Source organism: Haloarcula salina, assembly GCF_010119195.1.
In the GTDB taxonomy this organism is placed as follows: domain Archaea; phylum Halobacteriota; class Halobacteria; order Halobacteriales; family Haloarculaceae; genus Haloarcula; species Haloarcula salina.
The window spans coordinates 448168-467017 of the sequence record NZ_WRXL01000003.1 but is presented as its reverse complement, the minus strand read 5'-3'; the positions used below and the strand labels follow the sequence as shown (position 1 = coordinate 467017).

General features: G+C 68.0%; 18 protein-coding genes and 2 tRNA genes. 7 read left to right on the top strand and 13 right to left on the bottom strand.

The genetic code is table 11. The annotated features are described in order from the left end of the window. The first annotated feature begins 84 nt into the window (after positions 1 to 84). Both GM656_RS10750 and GM656_RS10745 read left to right on the top strand, forming a co-directional pair. On the top strand, positions 85 to 1551 hold the full coding sequence (locus tag GM656_RS10750; protein WP_162413658.1) for an ATPase domain-containing protein: 1467 nt from the start codon (positions 85 to 87) through the stop codon (positions 1549 to 1551). Further along, entirely contained in the window at positions 1544 to 3406 is a 1863-nt protein-coding gene (locus GM656_RS10745) for a PAS domain-containing sensor histidine kinase (RefSeq protein WP_162413657.1), read from the top strand. The genes GM656_RS10750 and GM656_RS10745 overlap by 8 nt, the downstream gene beginning before the upstream one ends. Here GM656_RS10745 and GM656_RS10740 read toward each other — a convergent pair. Both GM656_RS10740 and GM656_RS10735 read right to left on the bottom strand, forming a co-directional pair. Next, positions 3399 to 4406, bottom strand: coding sequence for an AAA family ATPase (locus GM656_RS10740; protein WP_162413656.1), 1008 nt, complete (start codon positions 4404 to 4406; stop codon positions 3399 to 3401). The two genes, GM656_RS10745 and GM656_RS10740, sit on opposite strands and share 8 nt — an antisense overlap. A gap of 107 nt (positions 4407 to 4513) precedes the next feature. Next, positions 4514 to 4584: transfer RNA gene (locus GM656_RS10735), tRNA-Gly, on the bottom strand. A 217-nt stretch (positions 4585 to 4801) separates the two neighbouring features. Between GM656_RS10735 and GM656_RS10730 the strand changes: the two genes are divergently transcribed. Further along, on the top strand, positions 4802 to 5635 hold the full coding sequence (locus tag GM656_RS10730) for an NAD+ synthase (RefSeq protein ID WP_162413655.1): 834 nt from the start codon (positions 4802 to 4804) through the stop codon (positions 5633 to 5635). Positions 5636 to 5657: 22 nt separating this feature from the next. Here GM656_RS10730 and GM656_RS10725 read toward each other — a convergent pair whose 3' ends face one another. After that, the gene (locus GM656_RS10725) at positions 5658 to 6386 is read right to left on the bottom strand and encodes a DUF3105 domain-containing protein (protein WP_162413654.1); all 729 of its coding nucleotides are present in this window, start codon (positions 6384 to 6386) and stop codon (positions 5658 to 5660) included. Positions 6387 to 6430: 44 nt separating this feature from the next. Then, entirely contained in the window at positions 6431 to 7108 is a 678-nt protein-coding gene (locus tag GM656_RS10720) for an enoyl-CoA hydratase/isomerase family protein (protein WP_162413653.1), read from the bottom strand. A gap of 60 nt (positions 7109 to 7168) precedes the next feature. On the opposite strand from GM656_RS10720, the gene GM656_RS10715 reads away from it, so the two are divergent. Together GM656_RS10715 and GM656_RS10710 are read left to right on the top strand one after the other, a co-directional pair. Then, positions 7169 to 7825 (top strand): DUF7114 family protein, encoded by a 657-nt coding sequence (locus tag GM656_RS10715; RefSeq protein ID WP_162413652.1) that lies wholly within the window; start codon positions 7169 to 7171, stop codon positions 7823 to 7825. Between the two features lie 67 nt (positions 7826 to 7892). Continuing rightward, positions 7893 to 7964, top strand: a tRNA-Thr gene (locus GM656_RS10710). A gap of 336 nt (positions 7965 to 8300) precedes the next feature. On the opposite strand, the gene GM656_RS10705 is transcribed toward GM656_RS10710, so the two are convergent. After that, positions 8301 to 8741 (bottom strand): acyl-CoA thioesterase, encoded by a 441-nt coding sequence (locus tag GM656_RS10705; protein ID WP_162413651.1) that lies wholly within the window; start codon positions 8739 to 8741, stop codon positions 8301 to 8303. A gap of 108 nt (positions 8742 to 8849) precedes the next feature. Here GM656_RS10705 and glmM point away from each other — a divergent pair, with 108 nt between their 5' ends. After that, positions 8850 to 10166, top strand: coding sequence for a phosphoglucosamine mutase (glmM, locus tag GM656_RS10700; protein ID WP_162413650.1), 1317 nt, complete (start codon positions 8850 to 8852; stop codon positions 10164 to 10166). A gap of 86 nt (positions 10167 to 10252) precedes the next feature. Here the strand turns inward: glmM and GM656_RS19665 are convergent, their stop codons facing one another. The 8 genes from GM656_RS19665 to GM656_RS10665 all read right to left on the bottom strand — a co-directional run bounded on the left by GM656_RS19665 (position 10253) and on the right by GM656_RS10665 (position 17969). Next, positions 10253 to 10411, bottom strand: coding sequence for a DUF7563 family protein (locus GM656_RS19665; RefSeq protein WP_044952319.1), 159 nt, complete (start codon positions 10409 to 10411; stop codon positions 10253 to 10255). A 158-nt stretch (positions 10412 to 10569) separates the two neighbouring features. Further along, positions 10570 to 11157 (bottom strand): DUF7090 family protein, encoded by a 588-nt coding sequence (locus tag GM656_RS10695; protein ID WP_162413649.1) that lies wholly within the window; start codon positions 11155 to 11157, stop codon positions 10570 to 10572. Positions 11158 to 11207: 50 nt separating this feature from the next. Continuing rightward, positions 11208 to 11645, bottom strand: a complete 438-nt coding sequence (locus GM656_RS10690) for a DUF2391 family protein (RefSeq protein WP_162413648.1) — start codon at positions 11643 to 11645, stop codon at positions 11208 to 11210. A gap of 269 nt (positions 11646 to 11914) precedes the next feature. After that, positions 11915 to 12592, bottom strand: a complete 678-nt coding sequence (gene upp / locus GM656_RS10685) for a uracil phosphoribosyltransferase (protein WP_162413647.1) — start codon at positions 12590 to 12592, stop codon at positions 11915 to 11917. 120 nt (positions 12593 to 12712) lie between these two features. Continuing rightward, positions 12713 to 15427 (bottom strand): TRAP transporter permease, encoded by a 2715-nt coding sequence (locus GM656_RS10680; RefSeq protein WP_162413646.1) that lies wholly within the window; start codon positions 15425 to 15427, stop codon positions 12713 to 12715. Then, entirely contained in the window at positions 15424 to 15915 is a 492-nt protein-coding gene (locus GM656_RS10675) for a DUF1850 domain-containing protein (RefSeq protein ID WP_162413645.1), read from the bottom strand. The genes GM656_RS10680 and GM656_RS10675 overlap by 4 nt, the downstream gene beginning before the upstream one ends. Positions 15916 to 15974: 59 nt before the next feature. Next, complete coding sequence (locus GM656_RS10670) at positions 15975 to 17042, bottom strand: TAXI family TRAP transporter solute-binding subunit (protein WP_162413644.1); 1068 nt, start codon at positions 17040 to 17042, stop codon at positions 15975 to 15977. Positions 17043 to 17276: 234 nt separating this feature from the next. After that, on the bottom strand, positions 17277 to 17969 hold the full coding sequence (locus GM656_RS10665; RefSeq protein WP_162413643.1) for a DJ-1/PfpI family protein: 693 nt from the start codon (positions 17967 to 17969) through the stop codon (positions 17277 to 17279). A gap of 144 nt (positions 17970 to 18113) precedes the next feature. On the opposite strand from GM656_RS10665, the gene GM656_RS10660 reads away from it, so the two are divergent. Next, positions 18114 to 18812: a DUF5828 family protein gene (locus tag GM656_RS10660; RefSeq protein ID WP_162413642.1), complete on the top strand. Its 699-nt coding sequence runs from the start codon at positions 18114 to 18116 to the stop codon at positions 18810 to 18812. The last annotated feature ends 38 nt before the right edge of the window (positions 18813 to 18850 follow it).

Genomic DNA, 18850 nt, shown 5'->3' with positions numbered 1-18850 from the left:
TCGATCGAACCGGTCCGCGTATCACCGTTGAAAAACGGAGGCGGGACACTAATTACCACGGGAGCGTAGGGGGGATCATCAACCATGGCGGAACCGAACATTTCCCGGGTTTCGACTGGCATCGAGGGACTCGACGAGGTGCTCCAGGGCGGGCTCCCCGCCGATCGGAGCTACCTGGTTCGGGGAGCCCCAGGGACGGGGAAGACGATTCTCGGGTTTCACTTCCTGACAGCCGGGGTCGACGCAGGCGAGACGGTCCTGTTCATCAACCTCGAAGAGCCGACCGGAGACATCCGACAGAACGCGGCGTCGCTCGGCTTCGACCTCGCCGACGTCTCGTTCCTCGACCTCTCGCCGACCTCGGAGTTCTTCGCGGAGGACAAGTCCTACAGCATCTTCGAGTCCGAGTCGGTCGAGCAGGACCCGATCCGGGACCGGATCAGGGAGCGAGTCGCGGAGGTGGATCCGGACCGCGTGTTCCTCGATCCGGTGACGCAGTTCCGGTATCTCGCCTCCGACGACTACCAGTTCCGCAAGGAGGTCATCTCCTTCATGCGGTATCTCAAGGAGAGCGACGCGACCGTGCTGTTCACCTCCCAGCAGTCCGAATCGACGCCCGACGACGACCTGCAGTTCCTCGCCGACGGCATCGTCGAACTCGGTCGCCCGGACGACAAGCGGACGCTCTCGGTACCGAAGCTCCGGGGGTCGGACCGCCTGAGCGGGACCCACTCGGTCCGCATCGAGGCGGGCGGGCTCTCGGTGTATCCGCGCCTGGTTCCGGGCGATCACACAGCCGCCTTCGAGACCGAGCAGCTCCGGTCCGGCGTCGATTCGATCGACCAACTGCTCGGCGGCGGAATCGAGCGGGGGACAATCAGCGTTATCAGCGGCCCGACCGGGGTCGGCAAGACGACGACCGGGACGCTGTTCCTCCAAGAGGCAGCAAAACGCGGAGAGAACGCGGCCATCTACCACTTCGAAGAGACGGCCCGGACGTTCCGCCATCGGTGTGAGAGCATCGGCATCTCCGTCTCGGACCTCGAAGCGGACGGCTCGCTGGTCGTCGAGGAAATCGAGGCCCTGGATCGCTCGCCGGAGGCGTTCGCCGACACCGTTCGGACGGCCGTCGAACGGAACGACGTCGGCGTCGTCATGCTCGACGGGATCGAGGGGTACAAGCTCTCGATACAGGGACGCGAAGACGAGCTCACCGGAAAACTCCACGCACTGGGTCGCTACCTGAAGAACATGGGCGTGACGGTCATCATGATCGACGAAGTCGACTACGTCACGGGGCCGTTCCAGGCGACGGAGGCGGGCATCAGCTACCTCGCGGACAACGTCGTCTTCCTGCGTCACGTCGAGAGCCACGGCGAGCTCCGGAAGGTCATCGGCGTGTTGAAAAAACGGGTCGGGACGTTCGAAGAGACGCTCCGTGAGTTCGACATGACTACCGACGGAATCCAGGTCGGGCCGCCGCTCACCGAGGACGAAGGAATATTACAGGGGAACCCGGTCGTCCGGGCCGAGCAGGACGCTGATGAGTGACGACCAGGGCGACCAGGAATCCGGCGAGCCGCTGTTCGAGCAGTCGCAACGTCACGTCCAGGTACTCTTCGATCACGAGCGAAACGGTGACCTCCTGGAGGCGTGGCTCGGCGAGACGTACACCGTCGAGACGCCGACCGAGCCGTCCCTGAAACCGCACGTCGACCTCTGTCTCGTCGACGCCGCCGCCTTCGCCCGTCACAGGGAGGCCTTCGACGAGTGGAAGCGGCGGAGCTCGCCAGTGTTCGCCCCGGTGTTGCTCGTCAGCGAGGAGCGCGTCAACGAGCGGTTCGACCCGGCGGACTGGCAGACCATCGACGGCCTGTACATCATCGACGACGTGGTCTCCGTGCCGGTCGAGAAACCGGTGCTCCACCGGCGCATGGAGAACCTCCTCGAACGGCGGACGCTCTCGCAGACGCTCGATAGCCGGTACCGGCACAGCGAGGGGCGGTTCTCGTCGCTGTTCGCGACGCTCCCCGACCCGGCGTTCGTCGCCGATGCCGACGGGACGCTGGTGGTCGTCAACGACGCGTTCCGCGCGGTGGCGGACATCGCCTCCGACGACGCCGAGGGGGCGGAGGTCGCGTCGGTGGACTGTTTCGCCGCCGACGCCGCCCGCGCCGTCGAGAACTGCATCGACGCGGCCATCGCGGAGCGCCCCCCAGCGGAGACCGAGGCGAGACTCACGACCCCCGACGGACAGACGCGGTACGTCTCGCTCAACGCCGATGCGGTCGCGGTCGACGGCGAACAGGTCGTCACCGTCGTCCTGCGCGACGTGTCCGAGCGCAAGCGGGTCGAGGCCGAACTTCGCGAGAGCGAACAGCGGTTCCGCCGGATCGCAGAGAATCTCGACGAGATGATCTGGATGCTCGACGAGGACGGCGACCTCCTGTACGTCAGTAGCGGCTACGAGAACCTCACCGGACGCTCCTCCGACGACCTCGCCGCCGAGACGGACCCGCTGGCGACCGCACTCGATCACGTCCACCGGGCCGACGCCGAGCGCGTGTCCGGCGAGTTCGACGCGATGCTGCACGAGGTCGCTGCGGGCGCTGCGGACGACGCGTATCACTTCGAGTACCGTCTCCGCCACGCCGACGGGACGACCCGGTGGGCGGAAGCCAGCGCCTACCCCGTCCCCGCCCCCCACGACGCGTCCACCCGCATCGTGGGAATCGTCGACGACATCACGGCCCGGAAGCGCCGCGAGCGCGAACTCGAACGGCAGAATGCTCGCCTCGAAGAGTTCGCCGGTATCGTCAGTCACGACCTCAGAAACCCGCTCCAGGTCATCGACGCTCGCCTCGACCTTCTCGACGTGCCCCAGGAACAGCACGGCTACGTCGAGGCCATCGAGCGGGCCACCGGCCGGATGGAGCGACTCATCGAGGACCTGCTGACGCTCGCCCGCGAGGGCGAAACCGTCTCGGAACGCAGACCCACCGAACTCGACGCCGTCGCCCGGCGAGCCTGGCGGACCGTCAACGCGCCCGAGTCCTCGCTCCGCGTCGAGGACGACGGCGTCGTCGAGGCCGACGCGAGCCGGCTCCAACAGCTGTTCGAGAACCTCTTTCGCAACAGCGTCGAGCACGGTGGCCCGGCCGAGGATCTGACCGTCCGCGTCGGGACGCTCGGCGACGGCTTCTACGTCGAGGACACGGGCCCCGGAATCCCGGCCGACCAGCAAGACAGAGTGTTCGAACGCGGTTACTCGACGCAGGACAACGGGACCGGGTTCGGACTGAACATCGTCGACGACATCGCGGCCGCCCACGGCTGGTCGATCATCGCGACGGATACGGACGAGGACGGCGCTCGCTTCGAGGTCACCGGCGTCTCGATCATCTAGGCCCCAGCTGGGCCAGCAGGTGCGAGAGGTGAATCCGCTCGTTGGCCGCGTCGACCAGCGCCATGTCCGTCTCGCCGGCGAGCCGGTGGACCTCGGCCAGTCGGTCGCCGGAGTACCGCGAGCGGGCCACCGCGAGCAGGTCGTCCAGCACGTCGGACGCGCCGTAGCCCTCGTCGACGAGCAGGTCGTCGAGCGTCGAGCGCGCGTCGGTAAAACGCCCCTCCTCGGCCGCCTCGACCATCTGCTCGACCTGGTCGTCGGCCTCGACGGCGTTCAGCGTCTCGAAGGCGGCGTCCATCGTGATCTCGCCTTCCTCCTCAGCGGTCGTCTGCGCGGCCAGAACCGCCGTCCGGAGATCGCCCTCCGCGTACCCGGCGACGTACTCCAGGCCGTCGTCGTCGTGGTCGACCCCCTCCGCGGCGACGATGTCGCGCAGGACGGACACCGTCTCCTCGTGGGTCGGCGCGCGCACCACCACCGGGAAGCACCGCGAGCGAATCGGCGGGATCAGCGCGGAGGGCTGGCGCGTCGCGATGACGAACTGCGTCGCCTCGTAGTACTGCTCCATCACCCGGCGCAGCGCCTGCTGGAAGTCCTCGCGCATCCCCTCGGCGTTGTCGAGCAGGATGGTCTTGTAGCTCCCCGACATCGGCGCGTAGCTGGCCGACTCCTTCAGGACGTGGTTGATGAGGTCGGCCTTCGAGGACTCGCGGCGGCGCTTGCTGTCGATGAACGACGAGAAGCGCGGGTCGTTCGAGACCTCCTTTTTCGTCATGTCGAACACGTCGGCGACGTTGAGTTCGGTGAAGTCCGCGTCGGGGTTCGCGTGGACCTCGCGGGCGAACGCGCGGACCGCCGCCGTCTTGCCGGCCCCTTTCGGCCCGTGGACCAGGAGGTTCATCGGCTCCTGGACGGCCCCTTCGAGGTGCTCGCGGGCCTTCGGCTGGCGAATCTCCGACAGCTCCGGGGCGTGGGTCTCCGTCCACAGCGGCGCGTCCATCTGTTGGCCCTCGGTAGGCCCGGCCCCGACAAGTATCCCGCGGTCCGCGGGTCGCCGGTCGAGTTCAAAACACTGCGGAGGGAGCTCACGAACTGCTCGCAGTAGAATGCGCCGTCCGGGAATTGAACCCGGGCTAGAGCCTTGGGAAGGCTCTGTCCTACCACTGGACCAACGGCGCGCGTGTCGAGGACAGCGATTGCGGGTGAATCGCTCTCCGCCGACGAACACTTCGACAGTGCGGCGAGTCACACGGCGCTCGTCACCGGCACACGACGGACACGTCGTATCAGGACGTGGTCGGTCGTGGCACTTGAACGTAGCGTTTCGACTGGACGAGCGTTCGGAAATATCGCGCCGATGGATGGCTATTAGTTCCGGCCGACCGACCATCGGATATGGCGACAGCCGAATCCGTCGTGCGGGCGGACGACCCGCTCGACCTGACGTTCTCCGAGGCCGAACTCGAGGCTCACCGCGAGCACATCACGGACTTCATCGCGGGACAGCTCGACGCCGCGGGCGTCGAGACGGCGGTCATCGGGCTCTCCGGCGGCATCGACAGCACGCTCACCTCCCACCTGGCCGTCGAGGCGCTCGGCGAGGACGCCGTCCACGGGCTGGTCATGCCGAGCGAGGTCAACCGCGAGGACAACATGAGCGACGCCGAGCGGGTGGCCGACGACCTGCTCGGCATCGAGTACGACGTGATCGAGATCAATCCGCTGGTCGACGCGTTCCTCGACGCCTACCCCGAGGCCGAGGGCGACCAGCTCGCGGTCGGGAACCTCCGCGTGCGCTGTCGAGCGGTGCTGAACTACCTCGTGGGCAACCACGAGGGGGCCCTGGTGCTGGGGACCGGCAACCGCAGCGAGGCGGCGGTGGGGTACTACACGAAATACGGCGACGGTGCGGTCGACTGCCACCCCATCGCGACGCTGTACAAGCAGCAGGTCCGACAGCTCGCGTCTCACATCGGTGTCCCCGATGACCTCGCCGAGAAGACCGCCAGCGCGGAGATGTGGTCGGGCCAGACCGACGCCGACGAGATGGGGATGGACTACGACACGCTCGACTCCGTCCTGGCGCTGCACATCGACGGCGGGATGCCGGCGGCCGCGACGGCGGACCACATCGGCGTCTCGCAAGAGGTCGTCGACACCGTCCGCGAGATGCACGACTCGAGTGCGCACAAGCGCGCGATGCCGCCGGGCCCGAGCCCGCTGTACTGAGTTTTTCCCCGCTATCGCCGAGTTACCGGACCGGGTTCTCCGGGCCGCGACCGAGGTACTCCGAGAGGAAGGCGTGGACCGTCTGCGCGTCGTAGTCGTCCACGTACAGCCGGTGTCGCCAGGCGGTCAGGACGAACGACGCCTCGGGCTCGTCGCTGGGGTTCGGCGCGACGACCACGCTCCGCCAGGTCCCGGTGTGGGCGCTCGCGAACTCCCGCAGGCTCGCCCTCGATTCGTTCGAGAGCGCCGCCGGGTCGTAGTAGACGACGACCGCGCCGTGTTCGAGCGTGTGGACGAGCGCGCCCAGCGGCGGCGTCTCCTCGTAGAAGCCAGCGTCGACGGTCGACCCGTAGTGCGGGCCAGACAGCGGGGGCATCTGCTCGTAGTCTATCGTCGACCCCTGCTGGACGTGCTGAGTCCCCCGATTCGGGAACGACTCCACTGCTTCGAGACGGGCGGCGTCGCCGGACTCGGCCAGCGGTTCGGCCTCGATGCCGTCGACCGTGACGCCCTCGTCGGCCCCGCCACCGCTCAGCTGGGTCACGTACACGCCGAGGCCGAGCGCGAAGACGACCACGACGCCGAGCACGATGGGGCCGAGCGGCAGCCCGTCGCCGTCGTCGCTCCCGACGCGATTGTCCACCCGTCGGCGGTCGATCGCGCCCAGGTCTCCGTCGTGGGCGTCGGCGAGGTGGTCGAGATACGCGTCCTCGCCGTCGAACGATTCTCCGCAGTACTCACAGTCGACCATTGCCCGTCGCTATGCGAGCGGTCGTCTTGTACCCTTTCCTCCGATTACAGGTCCGCGTTGGCGATCAGGTCGGCGAAGGCCGCGCGCTCGCGCACCTCCTGTGTCTCCCGGTCGGCGTCGTCGCGCATCCGGGCTTTCAGCGCCCGGAGCGCCCGCTCGTCGACGGCGGCGAGTTCGTCCGCCACCGCCCGCGGGTCGTCCGTGACGCGCGAGACCAGCCCCATCCGGAGGGCGTCCCCGGCGTCGAGCGTCCGCCCCGAGAGCGCGATATCCAGCGCCTCGCCTGCGCCGACGATAGCGGGTAACCGCGCCGTGCCGCCCCACGCCCCGAACAGGCCGAGTTTGACGCCCGTCTCGGCCAGGGTCGCGTCCGGGGTCGCCACCCGGATGTCGCAGGCCAGCGCCAGTTCGACGCCGCCGCCCCGCGCCGCGCCGTCGATGCCGGCGACGACCGCGCCGTCGTAGGTCTCCAGCGTGCGTGCGACGCGCTGTCCCAGCGCCGCGAACGCTTCCGCGCCGTCGGCGTCCAGGTCCCGGACCACGTCCAGGTCCGCGCCGGCGCAGAACGCCTCGCCCGCCCCGTGGAGGTACAGCACCGGAGCCGTCGCGTCATCGACCGCGGCCTCGAGGTCGCGCAGGGCAGCCCGCGTCAGCGCGTTCCGCTGGTCGGGGCGGTCGAGCGTCAGGACACAGACGCCGTCGTCGGTCGTCGTCCGAACCATGCCGGCTGTGACTCGGCCGTTTCCAAAGGTCTTTGCCCTTGCCGCCGCTAGGTCGCGGTAATGGAGGAAGTGGCGGCGGTTCGCCGAGCAGCGTTGGCGGCAGTCGACGACGTCGAGCCCGACCGGCTCCGAGCGCGCATCGACGCGCGCCTCGACGAGGCGTCGCTCGCGCCCGGCGTCCTGACCCTCGTCAGCGCCGGTGCGACCCGCGATCCGCCGGTCGACCTCGCCGACGGCGTGGCCGACCGAGCCGCCGGCGTCCAGCTCATCTACGAGGGGCTCTCGCTCACCCGTCAGCTCGCCCGCGACGACCCCTGGGACGGGGGCGACAGCGAGGCGGCGGACCTCGACATCCTCATCGCGGACATCCTCGTCTCGCGAGGCTTCTACCTGCTCGCCCGGACCGACGCCGCGGACGCCGCCGTCTCCGTCGTCCGCTCGTTCGGCCGCGACCAGACCGTCCAGCGCACCACCGGCGACGAGGCCCTCGACGGCGCGCTGGAGACGGACATCCTCGAACTCGCCGTCGTCGCCGGTGTCACCGCCGCGGGCATCCGCCCCACCGCGCCGCTCCGGGAGTACGCGACCGGGCTGGCCGCCGACGGCCTCCCCCCGAACGCCGACCTGCTCGCCGAGGAGGTCGCCGACGCCCTCCGGGCCCGCGCGGGCGCCGAACAGCCCGCCGGCGACGGGACCGAGGCCGCGGCCGACCACTGAGAGCGACCGGCATACCGGCCCCGAATCGAAACGCCTAAAGACAATTGCCGGATACACACTGATGCGCGCCTGGGTAGCTTAGCGGTAAAGCGCGTCCTTGGTAAGGACGAGACCCCGGATTCAAATTCCGGCCTAGGCTTTCTGCGACGAACGGACGTGAGGAGCGAAAGCACCACGCGGAATTTGAATCCCTGTCAGTCGCAGTCCGCGCAGTCGAGCACCGCGAGACGAGCAGAACCGTCTGACTCCGGATTCAAATTCCGGCCTAGGCTCTTCTCGGAAGCAAACTGCGAGCGGCGCGTCTCGTCGCGCCGCGTCCCGTTGTGACGTGTGAGACAGAACCGGGATTTGAATCCCTGGAAGACGAGCGACGCGAGTCTTCCTCTGGTTCAAATTCCGGCCTAGGCTTCTCACGCGAACTATCTGCGCGGAGTTCCACCTCCGCGCGACTCCCGTGAGCGTGTGAAACGACGGATTATCGCTCGGGTTCCTCGGCCAGCGCTCTGTCCCGCAGTTCCCGGCACTTCTCGCCTTTGACGGTCAGTTCCGGGACGGCGGTCGGTTCGCCGTCGCTGATGGCGACGAAGGTGGCGTAGGCGCTGGTGGTCTGTTCGGTCTCGCCGGTCCGGGGGTCCTCGCGAGAGACTTCGATGCGGACGCGGACGCTCGTCCGGCCGGTGGCGTAGGCGTAGGACTCGACGAGGGCGGTGTCGCCGATGGGGATCGGGCGCTCGAAGTCGACGCGGGACATCTGGGCGGTCACGCATGTCTCGCGGGCGGCCCGCATGGCGGACATCGCGCCGATCTCGTCCATCCACTTCATGACGATGCCCCCGTGGGCGCTCTGGTAGTTGTTGGCGTGGGTCGGCTGGACGCGTTCGCGGTTGACGATGTGGGTGTCGGCGATGGCTGGCACGGCGCGTCATACAGACGGGGGTGTAAAAACGATAGTGTCGGCGTCAATCGAGGCCGCCACCGCTCGACGCCGGATAGGTTTTAGGGCGGCCGCCCGCAGGGGCGGGTAATGACACAGTTCGGAACGAGCGGGATCCGCGGGCCCGTCGGCGAGACGGTCACGGCCGACCTCGCGCTGTCGGTCGGTCGCGCGCTCGGTATCGACAGCGAGCGCGTCGTCGTCGGGCGGGACCCCCGCGAGAGCGGCGAGTACCTGCAGGCGGCGCTCGCGGCCGGCCTGCGCGAGAGCGGTGCGGACGTGGTCGACCTCGGCGTGGCGGCGACGCCGACCGTCGGTCGCGCCGTGGCCTGGGAGGACGCCGACGCCGGCGTCTCGGTGACGGCGAGCCACAATCCGCCAGCGGACAACGGCATCAAGCTCTGGCAGCCCAGCGGGCAGGCCTTCGACGCGGACCGCCGGGCGACCATCGAGGAGCGACTGGGCGACGGGGCGTTCGACCCGGCGGACTGGGATGCGAGCGGGGCCATCGATTCGTGGGACGCTGGCCAGCGCCACGTCGACGCGCTGGTCGCCGAGGTCGGCGCGTCGGGCCTCGACAGCCGCGTGGTCGTCGACCTCGGCAACGGAGCGGGCCGAGTCAGCGTCGAGGCGCTCGGCGAGCTGGGCTGTGCCGTCGAGACGCTGAACGGCCAGCCCGACGGGGCGTTCCCGGGACGGCCCTCGGAGCCGAAAGCGTCGAACTGCGGGTCGTTGTCGACGCTGGTCGCCGAGTCGGACGCGGACCTCGGCATCGCACACGACGGCGACGCCGACCGGATGCGCGCGGTGGCGGCCGACGGGACCTTCCTCTCGGGGGACGAACTGCTCGCCGTCTTCGCCCGCGCCGCGGCGTCGGCCGGCGAGCGCGTCGCCGTCCCGGTCGACACGAGCCTCGCCGTCGCTGACCACCTCGCCGAGATCGACGTGAGCGTCGAGTACACGCCCGTCGGGGACGTGTACGTCGCCGAGGCCGCACGCGCCGAGGGGGTCGCCTTCGGCGGCGAGCCGAGCGGCGCGTGGATCTGGCCCGACCGGACGCTCTGTCCCGACGGGCCGCTCGCAGCCTGCACCGTCGCCGCGCTGGACGCCGAGCGACCGCTCGGTGAGCGTGCCGCCGACGTGCCGACCTACCCCATCCGCCGAGACAGCGTCGAGACCGACGAGAAGCGGACGGTGATGGAGCGGATCCGCGAGCGGGTGACCGCCGAGTACGACGACGTGACGACGCTTGACGGCGTCCGCGTCGACCTCGGCGACGCGTGGTTCCTCCTGCGGGCCAGCGGGACCCAACCGCTCGTCCGGCTCACGGCGGAAGCCAGGGACGCGGGTCGCGCCGACGACGCGTTCGAGGAAGCGCGGACCGTCGTCGACGACGCCCGTCGCTAGCGGACGCTGGTACAGAAGCGAGGAGGTGAGAATCCCCCGCAACCGAAGCGGTCACAGGGCGGCGATTCCTGACCCGATTGGACGCGCTATCCGCGTCGTGTGGACCGCGCCTCACGGACGTCTGCCCCGTCGCGAATCTTGTCTTCGCACTGCGGACAGACCCTGGGCTTTTCGACCCCGTTCGGCGTGAACACACGCGCGTAGTCAGCCGTGACAAAATTACCGCAGTTCTGGCATTCCGGCATACACGCCTGTATGGGGGTCAGACCCTCTTAATGGTTGTTGGTCTGGCAAGATGACAGGTCTCCAAGGACTGGGCCGTCTATCCGGTGAAATCGGCGTTTCCTTCGTCACGGACAGACGGGTTCGAGTCGTTCGGCTGTCACGAACTGTCGGGTCCCGTTTACTCGCCGTCGAACGAACTCTCGATAGAGCCGTCCTCCGAGAGTTCGATGACGCCGTCGAAGAGGTCGCGGAACGCCGCGACGGTGTCCTCGTCGTGGACCTCGTCGGCGAGGTGGAACATCCCGACGGCGTCGTACTCGTCGAGCAGTTCGAGGATGTCCTCGACGGCCGCCAGCGCGCCCTCCTCGTCGGCGTAGTAGATGAGTTCGGTCAGCGAGTCGAAACTCACGCGCAGTTTGCCGTCGTGCTCGTGCAGGAACGACTCCGTTTCGTCGACGATGCCGCTCAGGTCGTCGGGCGCGGAGACGTACCGGACGTTCTCCGAACGGCGGCGGGTGTACCCGCGCTCGACCGAGAGCGTGTCGAGGATGTCGGCCTTCGACTCGTCGACCTCGTAGTAGTCCAGTTTCTGCGTGACTTCCCTGGCGGTCGTTCGGGTCGAGATGACGAGCATCGCGTCCGTGTCGGTCGAGAGGAAGTCGGTGTCCAGTCGGTCCGTCTCGCCGGTGCTCGGATGGAGGAGGAGAATGCCCGTCCCGCCCGGTATCGTCTCCGGCGCGTTGTCGATAGCCAGCGTGTACTCCATGTGGTCTCCAAGGGGACTCGGGGCCAATTAAGTATACGGGTATCAGCGGGTCAGAACACGCTGTCGGCGGTCGCGGCGCCCACGACGCTGAAGATCGCGCCGACGGCGACCGCCTTCAGCGTCGTCAGCGTGACCGCCATCCGCGTCGGATTCGGGAGTATGCCGCCCTTGACGAGGAAGGTATCGGGGGCGGTCAGCGCGACAGCCAGGATCCCCACGGACCCGAACGCGACGAGCATCAGCGAGACGAAGCGAATCGGGATTCCGGCGACCTCCGCTTCGCGCTCCACGTCGCGCCCGGCATCGGCCTTGTACAGCGCCCCGTAGCCGATGGCGAAGACGATGGCGACGACCGCGACGGCGTGATACCACCGCATGCTCGCCGCCAGGACCCACACCTCCTCGGTCACGACGAACGGCCCGGCGAGGAGGAACCCCCCGACGACCTGCTGGGCGGTGTCCGCGATGCGGTATCGGCGTCGACCCATACAGGGTCGCCGCTCGCTCGACAGGAAAAACCCCCGGTGTGAGACGACCGGACCCGACCGCGCTCGCGATTGGCTGGCCCGACGCGCGGGTCGCGCCACGGTGTCAGTACCGTTTCTACTGGAGAAAAATTCCGCAGCTGTCTGTCGGTCTCCACGCGAAACAATCGGGTTGCGGAGCCGGCCACGGACGAGAAATCGCGACGCCTGCTGGTAACCGGAGTCGGAGACAAAAGTGTTCCGCCTCGTCGCGGGAGTGCTCGTGGCCGGACTCAGGTGGTCCGGAACGCCCTGTCACCGGCGTCGCCGAGGCCGGGGACGATGAAGCCGTCCTCGTCGAGTTCGTCGTCGATAGCGACGCTGATGATGTCGGCGTCGGCGTCGGCCTCCGAGACGCGGACGATGCCCTCGGGCGCGGAGACGGCGGCGAGGACGAGCAGGTTCTCCGGTTCGGTCTTCTCCGTGGCGATGTACTCCAGCACCGTCGACATCGTCGAGCCGGTCGCGAGCATGGGGTCGGCGACGATGACCGTGTCGTCCTCGGTGATCTCGGGGAGCTTGACGTACTCGACGGAGATGGGGAACTCCCCGTCCTCGTTCATGCCGGCCTCCTCGTCGCGGCTGGCGGAGATGACGCCCTGTCTGGCGCGCGGGAACGCCTTCAACAGGCCCTCGACGAACGGCGTCGCCGCCCGGAGGACGTTGACGATGACCACGTCGTCGAGACCTTTGACGCGCTCGCCCATCGTCGTCGTCAGCGGGGTCTGGACCTCGGTGTACTCGGTCTCCATCCGGCCGTCGATGATCTCGTAGCCGCAGATGCGGCCGAGGCGGACCAGTCCCTTGCGGAACGCGACCTGCTCGGTCTCGACGTCCCGGATTCGTGTCAGTTCGTCCTTCGCCAGCGCGTGCGTGACGACGGACGCGTCGCCGCGCTGTTCGATTGGCATATCCGGGCCGTCGACCCCCGTCGGTATAAATAGTTCTCAATCATTCGGCGCGTCGCGGTCTCGTTCCGGAAATCGTCGGGCGACTCGACGGTCCCCGCGACACGGCGACGGCGAGCCGTCTCAGGCCGGTTCCGGGGTCCCCCGCTGTTCGACTTCCGCTCGGCTCCGCCGTCGGTTGCGCGCCATGAGCGCGGCGAACAGCACCAGGCCGACGCCGCGGAGCGCGAGGTCGATGACGAGCGTCATCTCGCCGCCGCCGAGTCCGAGCAGTCCCATGAGGTCGTAGACGGTCAACACCGCCAGCCCCGGGGCCATCAGGAGCAGCGAGCTGACCGCGAACGCGGCGCGCTCGGCCATGGTGACCCTGGCGTAGGCGTGCCCGATGACCGTTGCAGCCAGCGCGACGACGCCGAGGAAGACCCCGGCGATGGGCAAGATGACCTCCGGGACGATGAAGCCGATGTCGCCCAGATCCGCGAGCTGGAGGACGCGGTGCTGTTCGTCCTGTTCGAGTTCCTGCCAGTTCGCCTTCCGCCGGATCAGCATGATGCCCGGCGCGAGGACGAACGCTATCGGGACGATGGCTTTGTTCAGTGACAGCGAGAACGCCTCGATACCGGTCTGGAACGGGTCCGACTTCGCCACCCCGGCGGCGGCGTAGGCGGCGACGGCCACCGGCGGGGTGATGTCGGCGATGACGCCGAAGTAGAGGATGTAGAGGTGGGCGGTCAGCTGCGGGACGCCGAAGTCGACGAGCGCCGGCGCGAGCAGGGAGACGAGGATGATGTAGGTGACCGTCGTCGGCATCCCCATCCCGAGCAGGATGGAGGAAAAGGCCGTGACGACCAGCAGGAGGACGAGCGAGCCGCCCGCCACGGCCTCGATGAGCGCGACGAGGTTCGGCCCGAGGCCGGAGACGCTGATGACGCCGGGGATGATGCCGGCCGCGGCGACGGCGACGACGACGGGGACCGCCGTCCGCGCGCCGCCCTCCATCGACTTGCCGAGGAAGACGCCGAGGCGGTACAGCCCGTTGTCGGCGAGGCGCGGCCGGTTCATCGCCTCGGCGGTCGACTCCGCGGCGTCGTCCACCGCGTTGTCGAACTCCAGTAGCGCGGCGTCGAGCCGCGGCTTCGTCGCGAGCGTGAGCACGCCGGCGAGGATGGCGACGGTCCCGACTTGCCCGACGGTCGCCGAGAAGGCCGCGCCGAGGGACTGCCCGCCGGGACCCCCGCCGGCCAGCGCGGTCAGGATGCCCGTGCCTGCGAGGAACTGCGAGAGCAGCGTCAGCGCGAAGAGGCCGCCGAATATCGCGGCGAGGCGGCCGCGCGTCTCCTCGCTGTAGGCCGCGACGAGCGTGATGAGCGCCCCGATGGCGATGAGCGTGAACCACGCGGAGCGGGCCACCGACAGCCGCTCGATGATGAGGTAGTACAGCAACAGGCCGATGGGGACGAGGTAGAACCACCCGTTGGTGAGGTGCGACCGCAAGTCGACCAGTTCCGAGCGGTCGAGGCCGCCGATCCCCTTCCGGACCGCCTCGAAGTGGACCATCACCCAGACGCCGAAGAAGAAGACGATGGCCGGAACGGTGGCGGCGACGATCACGTCGGCGAACGGCGTCACCGTGTACTGGACGATGAGGAACGCCGCGGCCCCCATCACGGGCGGAAGGATCTGTCCGCCGGAGGACGCCGACGCCTCGACGCCGCCCGCGAACTCCGGACGGTAGCCCGAGCGCTTCATCAGCGGGATGGTGAACGCGCCGGTCGTCACCGTGTTCGCGATGGACGACCCGGAGATGGTCCCCATGAAGCCGCTGGCGAGGATGCTCGCCTTCGCCGGGCCGCCCTTTCGCGTCCCGGTCGCCGAGTACGCGAGGTCGATGAACCACTGGCCCGCGCCGGACATCTCCAGGAACGCGCCGAAGAGGATGAAGATGTAGATGAACTGCACCGAGACGGTGATCGGGATGCCGAAGACGCCGTTCTCCGTGTTGTACCAGAGGTTCTGGACGATCGAGCCCCAGCCGAGCTCCGGGATGGAGAGGACGCCGACGTAGGCCGCGTTCTGCGGGATGAGCACGCCGAAGCGCGCGTAGACGACGAACGCGGCGACGATGACCATCAGGTAGAGGCTGATCGCCCGACGGGTGGCCTCGAGGACAAGCAGGACGCCGAGGACGCCGAGGACGAACGCGTAGGAGGTGTCGGCGAGCGGGCCGAGCAGGCCGGCAATCGGTTCGAGGAAGGTGAACACCTCCTGAATCGGCCGGCCGCGTTCGAGCCCCAGGGCCCGCATGCGCTGGATCTCCTGGAAGTCGGTGATGAAGTACGCCGCCGCCAGCACCATCAGGAACGAGAACAGCACGTCGACCGGCGTGATGCGGTCGAGGTCGGGGTCGACGAACAGGAACGAGAGGACCGATCCGACCGCCCGGACAGCGGTTGTGACCGGATGGGACGCGCCGAACTGCGATTCGGTCCGAGCCGCCAGCGCGCGACAGCCCCGCGAGATCGGCCCGTCGCCGGTCGTCGGTGGGTACAGCAGAAACGCCAGTATCAGGCCGAAGGCGACGTGAATGGCGTTGATCTGGAGGAGCTGCAGCGACGCCAGCGTCACTCGCCCGACGCCGGGCACGTCGATCGAGAGGATGAAGCCCTTCGCCGCGAGCCACATCTGGAACAGCGAGAAGGCGATGCCGATGACGGCGACGGCGACGACGCTCACCCCCCGAAGCGATCGCTTGCGCTCGAGTTCCTGGAGCACTTCTTCGACTTCCTCGTCCGATACAGTCTCGGCCGCTCCGTCGTCGGGTGTCGTGTCGTCGGTCATGTGTCGAATTGGTCCGTTGCCGCCTCGAACGCCGAGCGACGGGTCACGTGGATCGTGACCGAGCGCTCATTGGTCCGTGCTACCAAGTCGTATGTTTCCCCGTTGACGTGAAGCTTGTGACCGGCGATCTCGCCCGGAGCGACGGTGATCCGCGTGTAATTGCCGGGCGGATCGAAGACGTACACGCCGTCCTCGCGGGTGACGTTCGCGCGGCTGGGCAGTCCCCAGCCGAAGGACTCGAACTCCATGCGGGTCATCTCCAGGTGGTCGCCGCGGACGGTGTACTCGTCGTAGACGCGGGTCTTCTCGACGCTGTGGGTGTACTCCAGCGCGACGACGGTCCCGTCCTCGACCGGGACCTGCAGGTACACCTCGCCGGTCTCGGCGTCCTCGACGACCAGCGTGCGGCCGCCGGGCAGCGCCGCCGCTGCCGACCCGATGAGCAGCAGTGCAACGAGCGCCGTGATAGCTACGTATCGTCGTCTCATCTCGTCTCGTCTGCGAGCCGCCAGCCTGCGGTCGACCGCGATTCGTCAGGGGGCGGGGCCTACATGTCGAAGTAGGCAGCCGCACCGGGATGGAGCTCGATGGACATCCCGTCCTGCGCGGAGTCGGCGCTGATGAAGTCCGTCTTGATCGTCAGGTCGTCGACGTTGTCGAAGATGGCCGCGGTGACCGTCTCGACGGTGGATTCGGGCTGTTCGGCGTTGGTCGCGATCATGGCCTGGACGGCGACCGTCTCGACGGCCTGGTCGACGCCGGTGTAGGTCCCGGACGGGATGGTGTCGTCGGCGAACCACGAGGCCGCGTCCTTGACCGCCTCGCGGTTGTCGCCCTGAATCGGGACGATGACGAGGTCGTTGGTGTTCGCGAGGTCCTCGATGGCCCCGACCGGCCAGCCGCCGACGACGAAGGCGGCGTCGATGTCGCCGTTTCGGAGCTGGTCGGCGGCCTGCGAGAAGGAGGCGTTCTGCTCCGTGTAGTCGGTGATGCCGACGGCGTCGAGGATCTGGTTCGCGTTGACCTGCGTCCCGCTCCCGAGGTCGCCGGTGTTGATGATCGCCCCGGAGAGGTCAGAGAGCGAGGTGATACCGGTGTCCCCGAGCGTGACGACGGTGATCGTCTCGGGGTACAGCGTCGCCACGCCGCGCAGGTTCTCGATGGCGTTGCCCTGGAAGGCGTCGATGCCGGTCCCGTTCTTCGCGAAGTACGCCACGTCGTTCTGGATGAGCGCGAAGTCGGCGTCGCCGCTGGCGAGGTTGCCGACGTTCTCGACGCTCGCGCCGGTCGACTGGACGTTCAGCGTGAAGTCGGTGTTGGCCTCGACGACCGACTTGAACTCGTTCGAGAGCGGGAAGTACGTCCCGCCGGTCCCGCCCGCGTGCCACGAGAGTCGCGTGTCCGTGCTCCCGCCGTCGCCGCCCTCCGTCTCGGTCATTCCCCCGCCGTCTTCCGTCTCGGTCATCCCGCCGTCGCCGCCGTCCCCGCCCTCTGTCTCGGTTGTGCCACCGTCGCCGCCGCCGTCACCGCCGTCGCCGCTACACCCGGCCAGTGCGGCAGCTCCGGTGATTCCGACTGTCTTGAGGAACCGTCGACGCGAAGAGTTGTCAGCCATACGTACTGCTACGTAGAACGGCATGTTGAAAAGTGTTATCTAGAATACAACGTTTGCTTTACCATTCTATCGAGATCTATATCATCGGACAGTCGGGAGACAGCGATTCAGTGCTCGTTATTCTCACGCATAGAATGTATCAAATTTACCCAATCATTCCCACGAGGGAAACGGCGGCATCGGGCCGGGCGCGGCTGACTGTACGAGAGGGAAAACGGCCGGTGCGTGGTCAGACTACGCCGGCGCCTCGATGCCCAGTTCGTCGAGGAGCGTCCGTGCGGCCTCGGCCGAGGACGGCGGACCGCGCGCCGTGATCAGGTCACCGTCGACGGTGACGCTCGTGTCGTCGTCGAGTTCGGCGTCCCAGTCCGCGCCGGCGGCTTTCACCTCGTCTTCCACCCAGTACGGGAGCTTCCGGCCGTCGGGGAGCAGGTCGTTCTCGTCGACGATGCCCTCCTCCCAGGCGTTCGGGAAGCCGGTGACCGAGCGACCCTCGACGAGGAACTCGCCGTCGCTGTCGCGGGTAAAGGCCAGAATTCCGACGGTGTGACAGACGACGAGGGCCGTGCCGTCGTCGCCGGCGACGCTCTCGCGCAGCAGTTCGCGGGCGTGGGTGTCCTGCGTGATGTCCCACTCCGCGCCGTGGCCGCCGGGGAACACGACGGCGTCGTAGTCGGCGGCGTCGGCCGCGGCCAGGGGAATCGGGTCGTTCAAGCGCTCGTCGGTCTCGTGGACCTCCCGAACGTGCTCGGCCAGGTCCGCGTCGACCTCGTCGGGATCGACCGAGCGCTCGTCCAGCACCGGCGGCTCTCCGGTCGGTGTCGCCACCGTGATATCCACGCCGGCCTCGGACAGCGTGGTCAGCGGCTCGATACACTCCTCGCCCCAGTAGCCGTGCTCGCTCACGACGAACAGTGCAGATGACATCGACCGATACTTGGTGGTCGCGACTGATAAGTGGCCGCTCGCCGCCGATGCGGAAACGCTTAACCGCTCTGAGCAGTAACGAGGAGAGTATAATGGACAGCCACCTGTCGGGGCCGCGGCTGTCGCATACGCACTTATTGTACCATGGCTGATATCGAAGAGAGCGTTTCAGGCTTCAAGACGCGCGGTGGCTGGGTTGACGTCGTCGAACACGGCGAGCGCATCACCCGGGCGCTGAAAGACATCGACGAGGAGGCGACGGTGGACCTCGACTCGCTGGAGGAGTTCGACGAGTGGCGGCCCAAGAGCCACGAGCGACTCGACGAGGACGTCAACGAGAAGACCGCCGAGCAGGCCAGCGTCGACGAGGGCAAGGGCGAACAGGCGGGCAAGGACCCCGACGAGGACCTCCAGACCGCCGGCGAGAAGCTGAGCGAGTCCTACGAGAACCTTGACGAGCCCGACGAGGCGATGGAGCGCTGGAGCGAGTCCGTCGACTACGTCGCCCGCGCGGCCGACTCGGCCAGTCGGAAGGCCCTGCGGAAGGTCGAGGACGCGGTCTACCGCAACGTGATGACACAGATCGCGCCGTACTACTTCGACAACGACCTCGTCAGCGCGAACCTCCAGCGGACCGGCGACGAGGAGCGCCCCGAGTACGTCTTCGAGGTCAACGTCAACGACGACGACCTGAAGATGCGCGTCTCGAACAAGCTCGCCGACTACGAGCAGTCCGTCGACCGCTGGCACGTCGACACCGAAAAGGTCACCGAGGCCGTCGAAGCCGTGGAAGGTGTGGATGTGACAGAACCGGGGGAGGAGACCGATGCGAAGACGAACTAAGCTCGCCTCTGTGCGAGCGCCATCGGCTTCCAGCATCG

Coding starts and splice junctions, on each gene's coding strand:
- GM656_RS10665 (WP_162413643.1), bottom strand. CDS start 17,969: ATGTCATCTGCACTGTTCGTCGTGAGCGAGCACGGCTACTGGGGCGAG.
- GM656_RS10670 (WP_162413644.1), bottom strand. CDS start 17,042: ATGGCTGACAACTCTTCGCGTCGACGGTTCCTCAAGACAGTCGGAATC.
- GM656_RS10745 (WP_162413657.1), top strand. CDS start 1,544: ATGAGTGACGACCAGGGCGACCAGGAATCCGGCGAGCCGCTGTTCGAG.
- GM656_RS10690 (WP_162413648.1), bottom strand. CDS start 11,645: ATGGGTCGACGCCGATACCGCATCGCGGACACCGCCCAGCAGGTCGTC.
- upp (WP_162413647.1), bottom strand. CDS start 12,592: ATGCCAATCGAACAGCGCGGCGACGCGTCCGTCGTCACGCACGCGCTG.
- GM656_RS10750 (WP_162413658.1), top strand. CDS start 85: ATGGCGGAACCGAACATTTCCCGGGTTTCGACTGGCATCGAGGGACTC.
- GM656_RS10720 (WP_162413653.1), bottom strand. CDS start 7,108: ATGGTTCGGACGACGACCGACGACGGCGTCTGTGTCCTGACGCTCGAC.
- GM656_RS19665 (WP_044952319.1), bottom strand. CDS start 10,411: ATGCCGGAATGCCAGAACTGCGGTAATTTTGTCACGGCTGACTACGCG.
- GM656_RS10730 (WP_162413655.1), top strand. CDS start 4,802: ATGGCGACAGCCGAATCCGTCGTGCGGGCGGACGACCCGCTCGACCTG.
- GM656_RS10660 (WP_162413642.1), top strand. CDS start 18,114: ATGGCTGATATCGAAGAGAGCGTTTCAGGCTTCAAGACGCGCGGTGGC.
- GM656_RS10680 (WP_162413646.1), bottom strand. CDS start 15,427: ATGACCGACGACACGACACCCGACGACGGAGCGGCCGAGACTGTATCG.
- GM656_RS10715 (WP_162413652.1), top strand. CDS start 7,169: ATGGAGGAAGTGGCGGCGGTTCGCCGAGCAGCGTTGGCGGCAGTCGAC.
- glmM (WP_162413650.1), top strand. CDS start 8,850: ATGACACAGTTCGGAACGAGCGGGATCCGCGGGCCCGTCGGCGAGACG.
- GM656_RS10725 (WP_162413654.1), bottom strand. CDS start 6,386: ATGGTCGACTGTGAGTACTGCGGAGAATCGTTCGACGGCGAGGACGCG.
- GM656_RS10675 (WP_162413645.1), bottom strand. CDS start 15,915: ATGAGACGACGATACGTAGCTATCACGGCGCTCGTTGCACTGCTGCTC.
- GM656_RS10740 (WP_162413656.1), bottom strand. CDS start 4,406: ATGGACGCGCCGCTGTGGACGGAGACCCACGCCCCGGAGCTGTCGGAG.
- GM656_RS10695 (WP_162413649.1), bottom strand. CDS start 11,157: ATGGAGTACACGCTGGCTATCGACAACGCGCCGGAGACGATACCGGGC.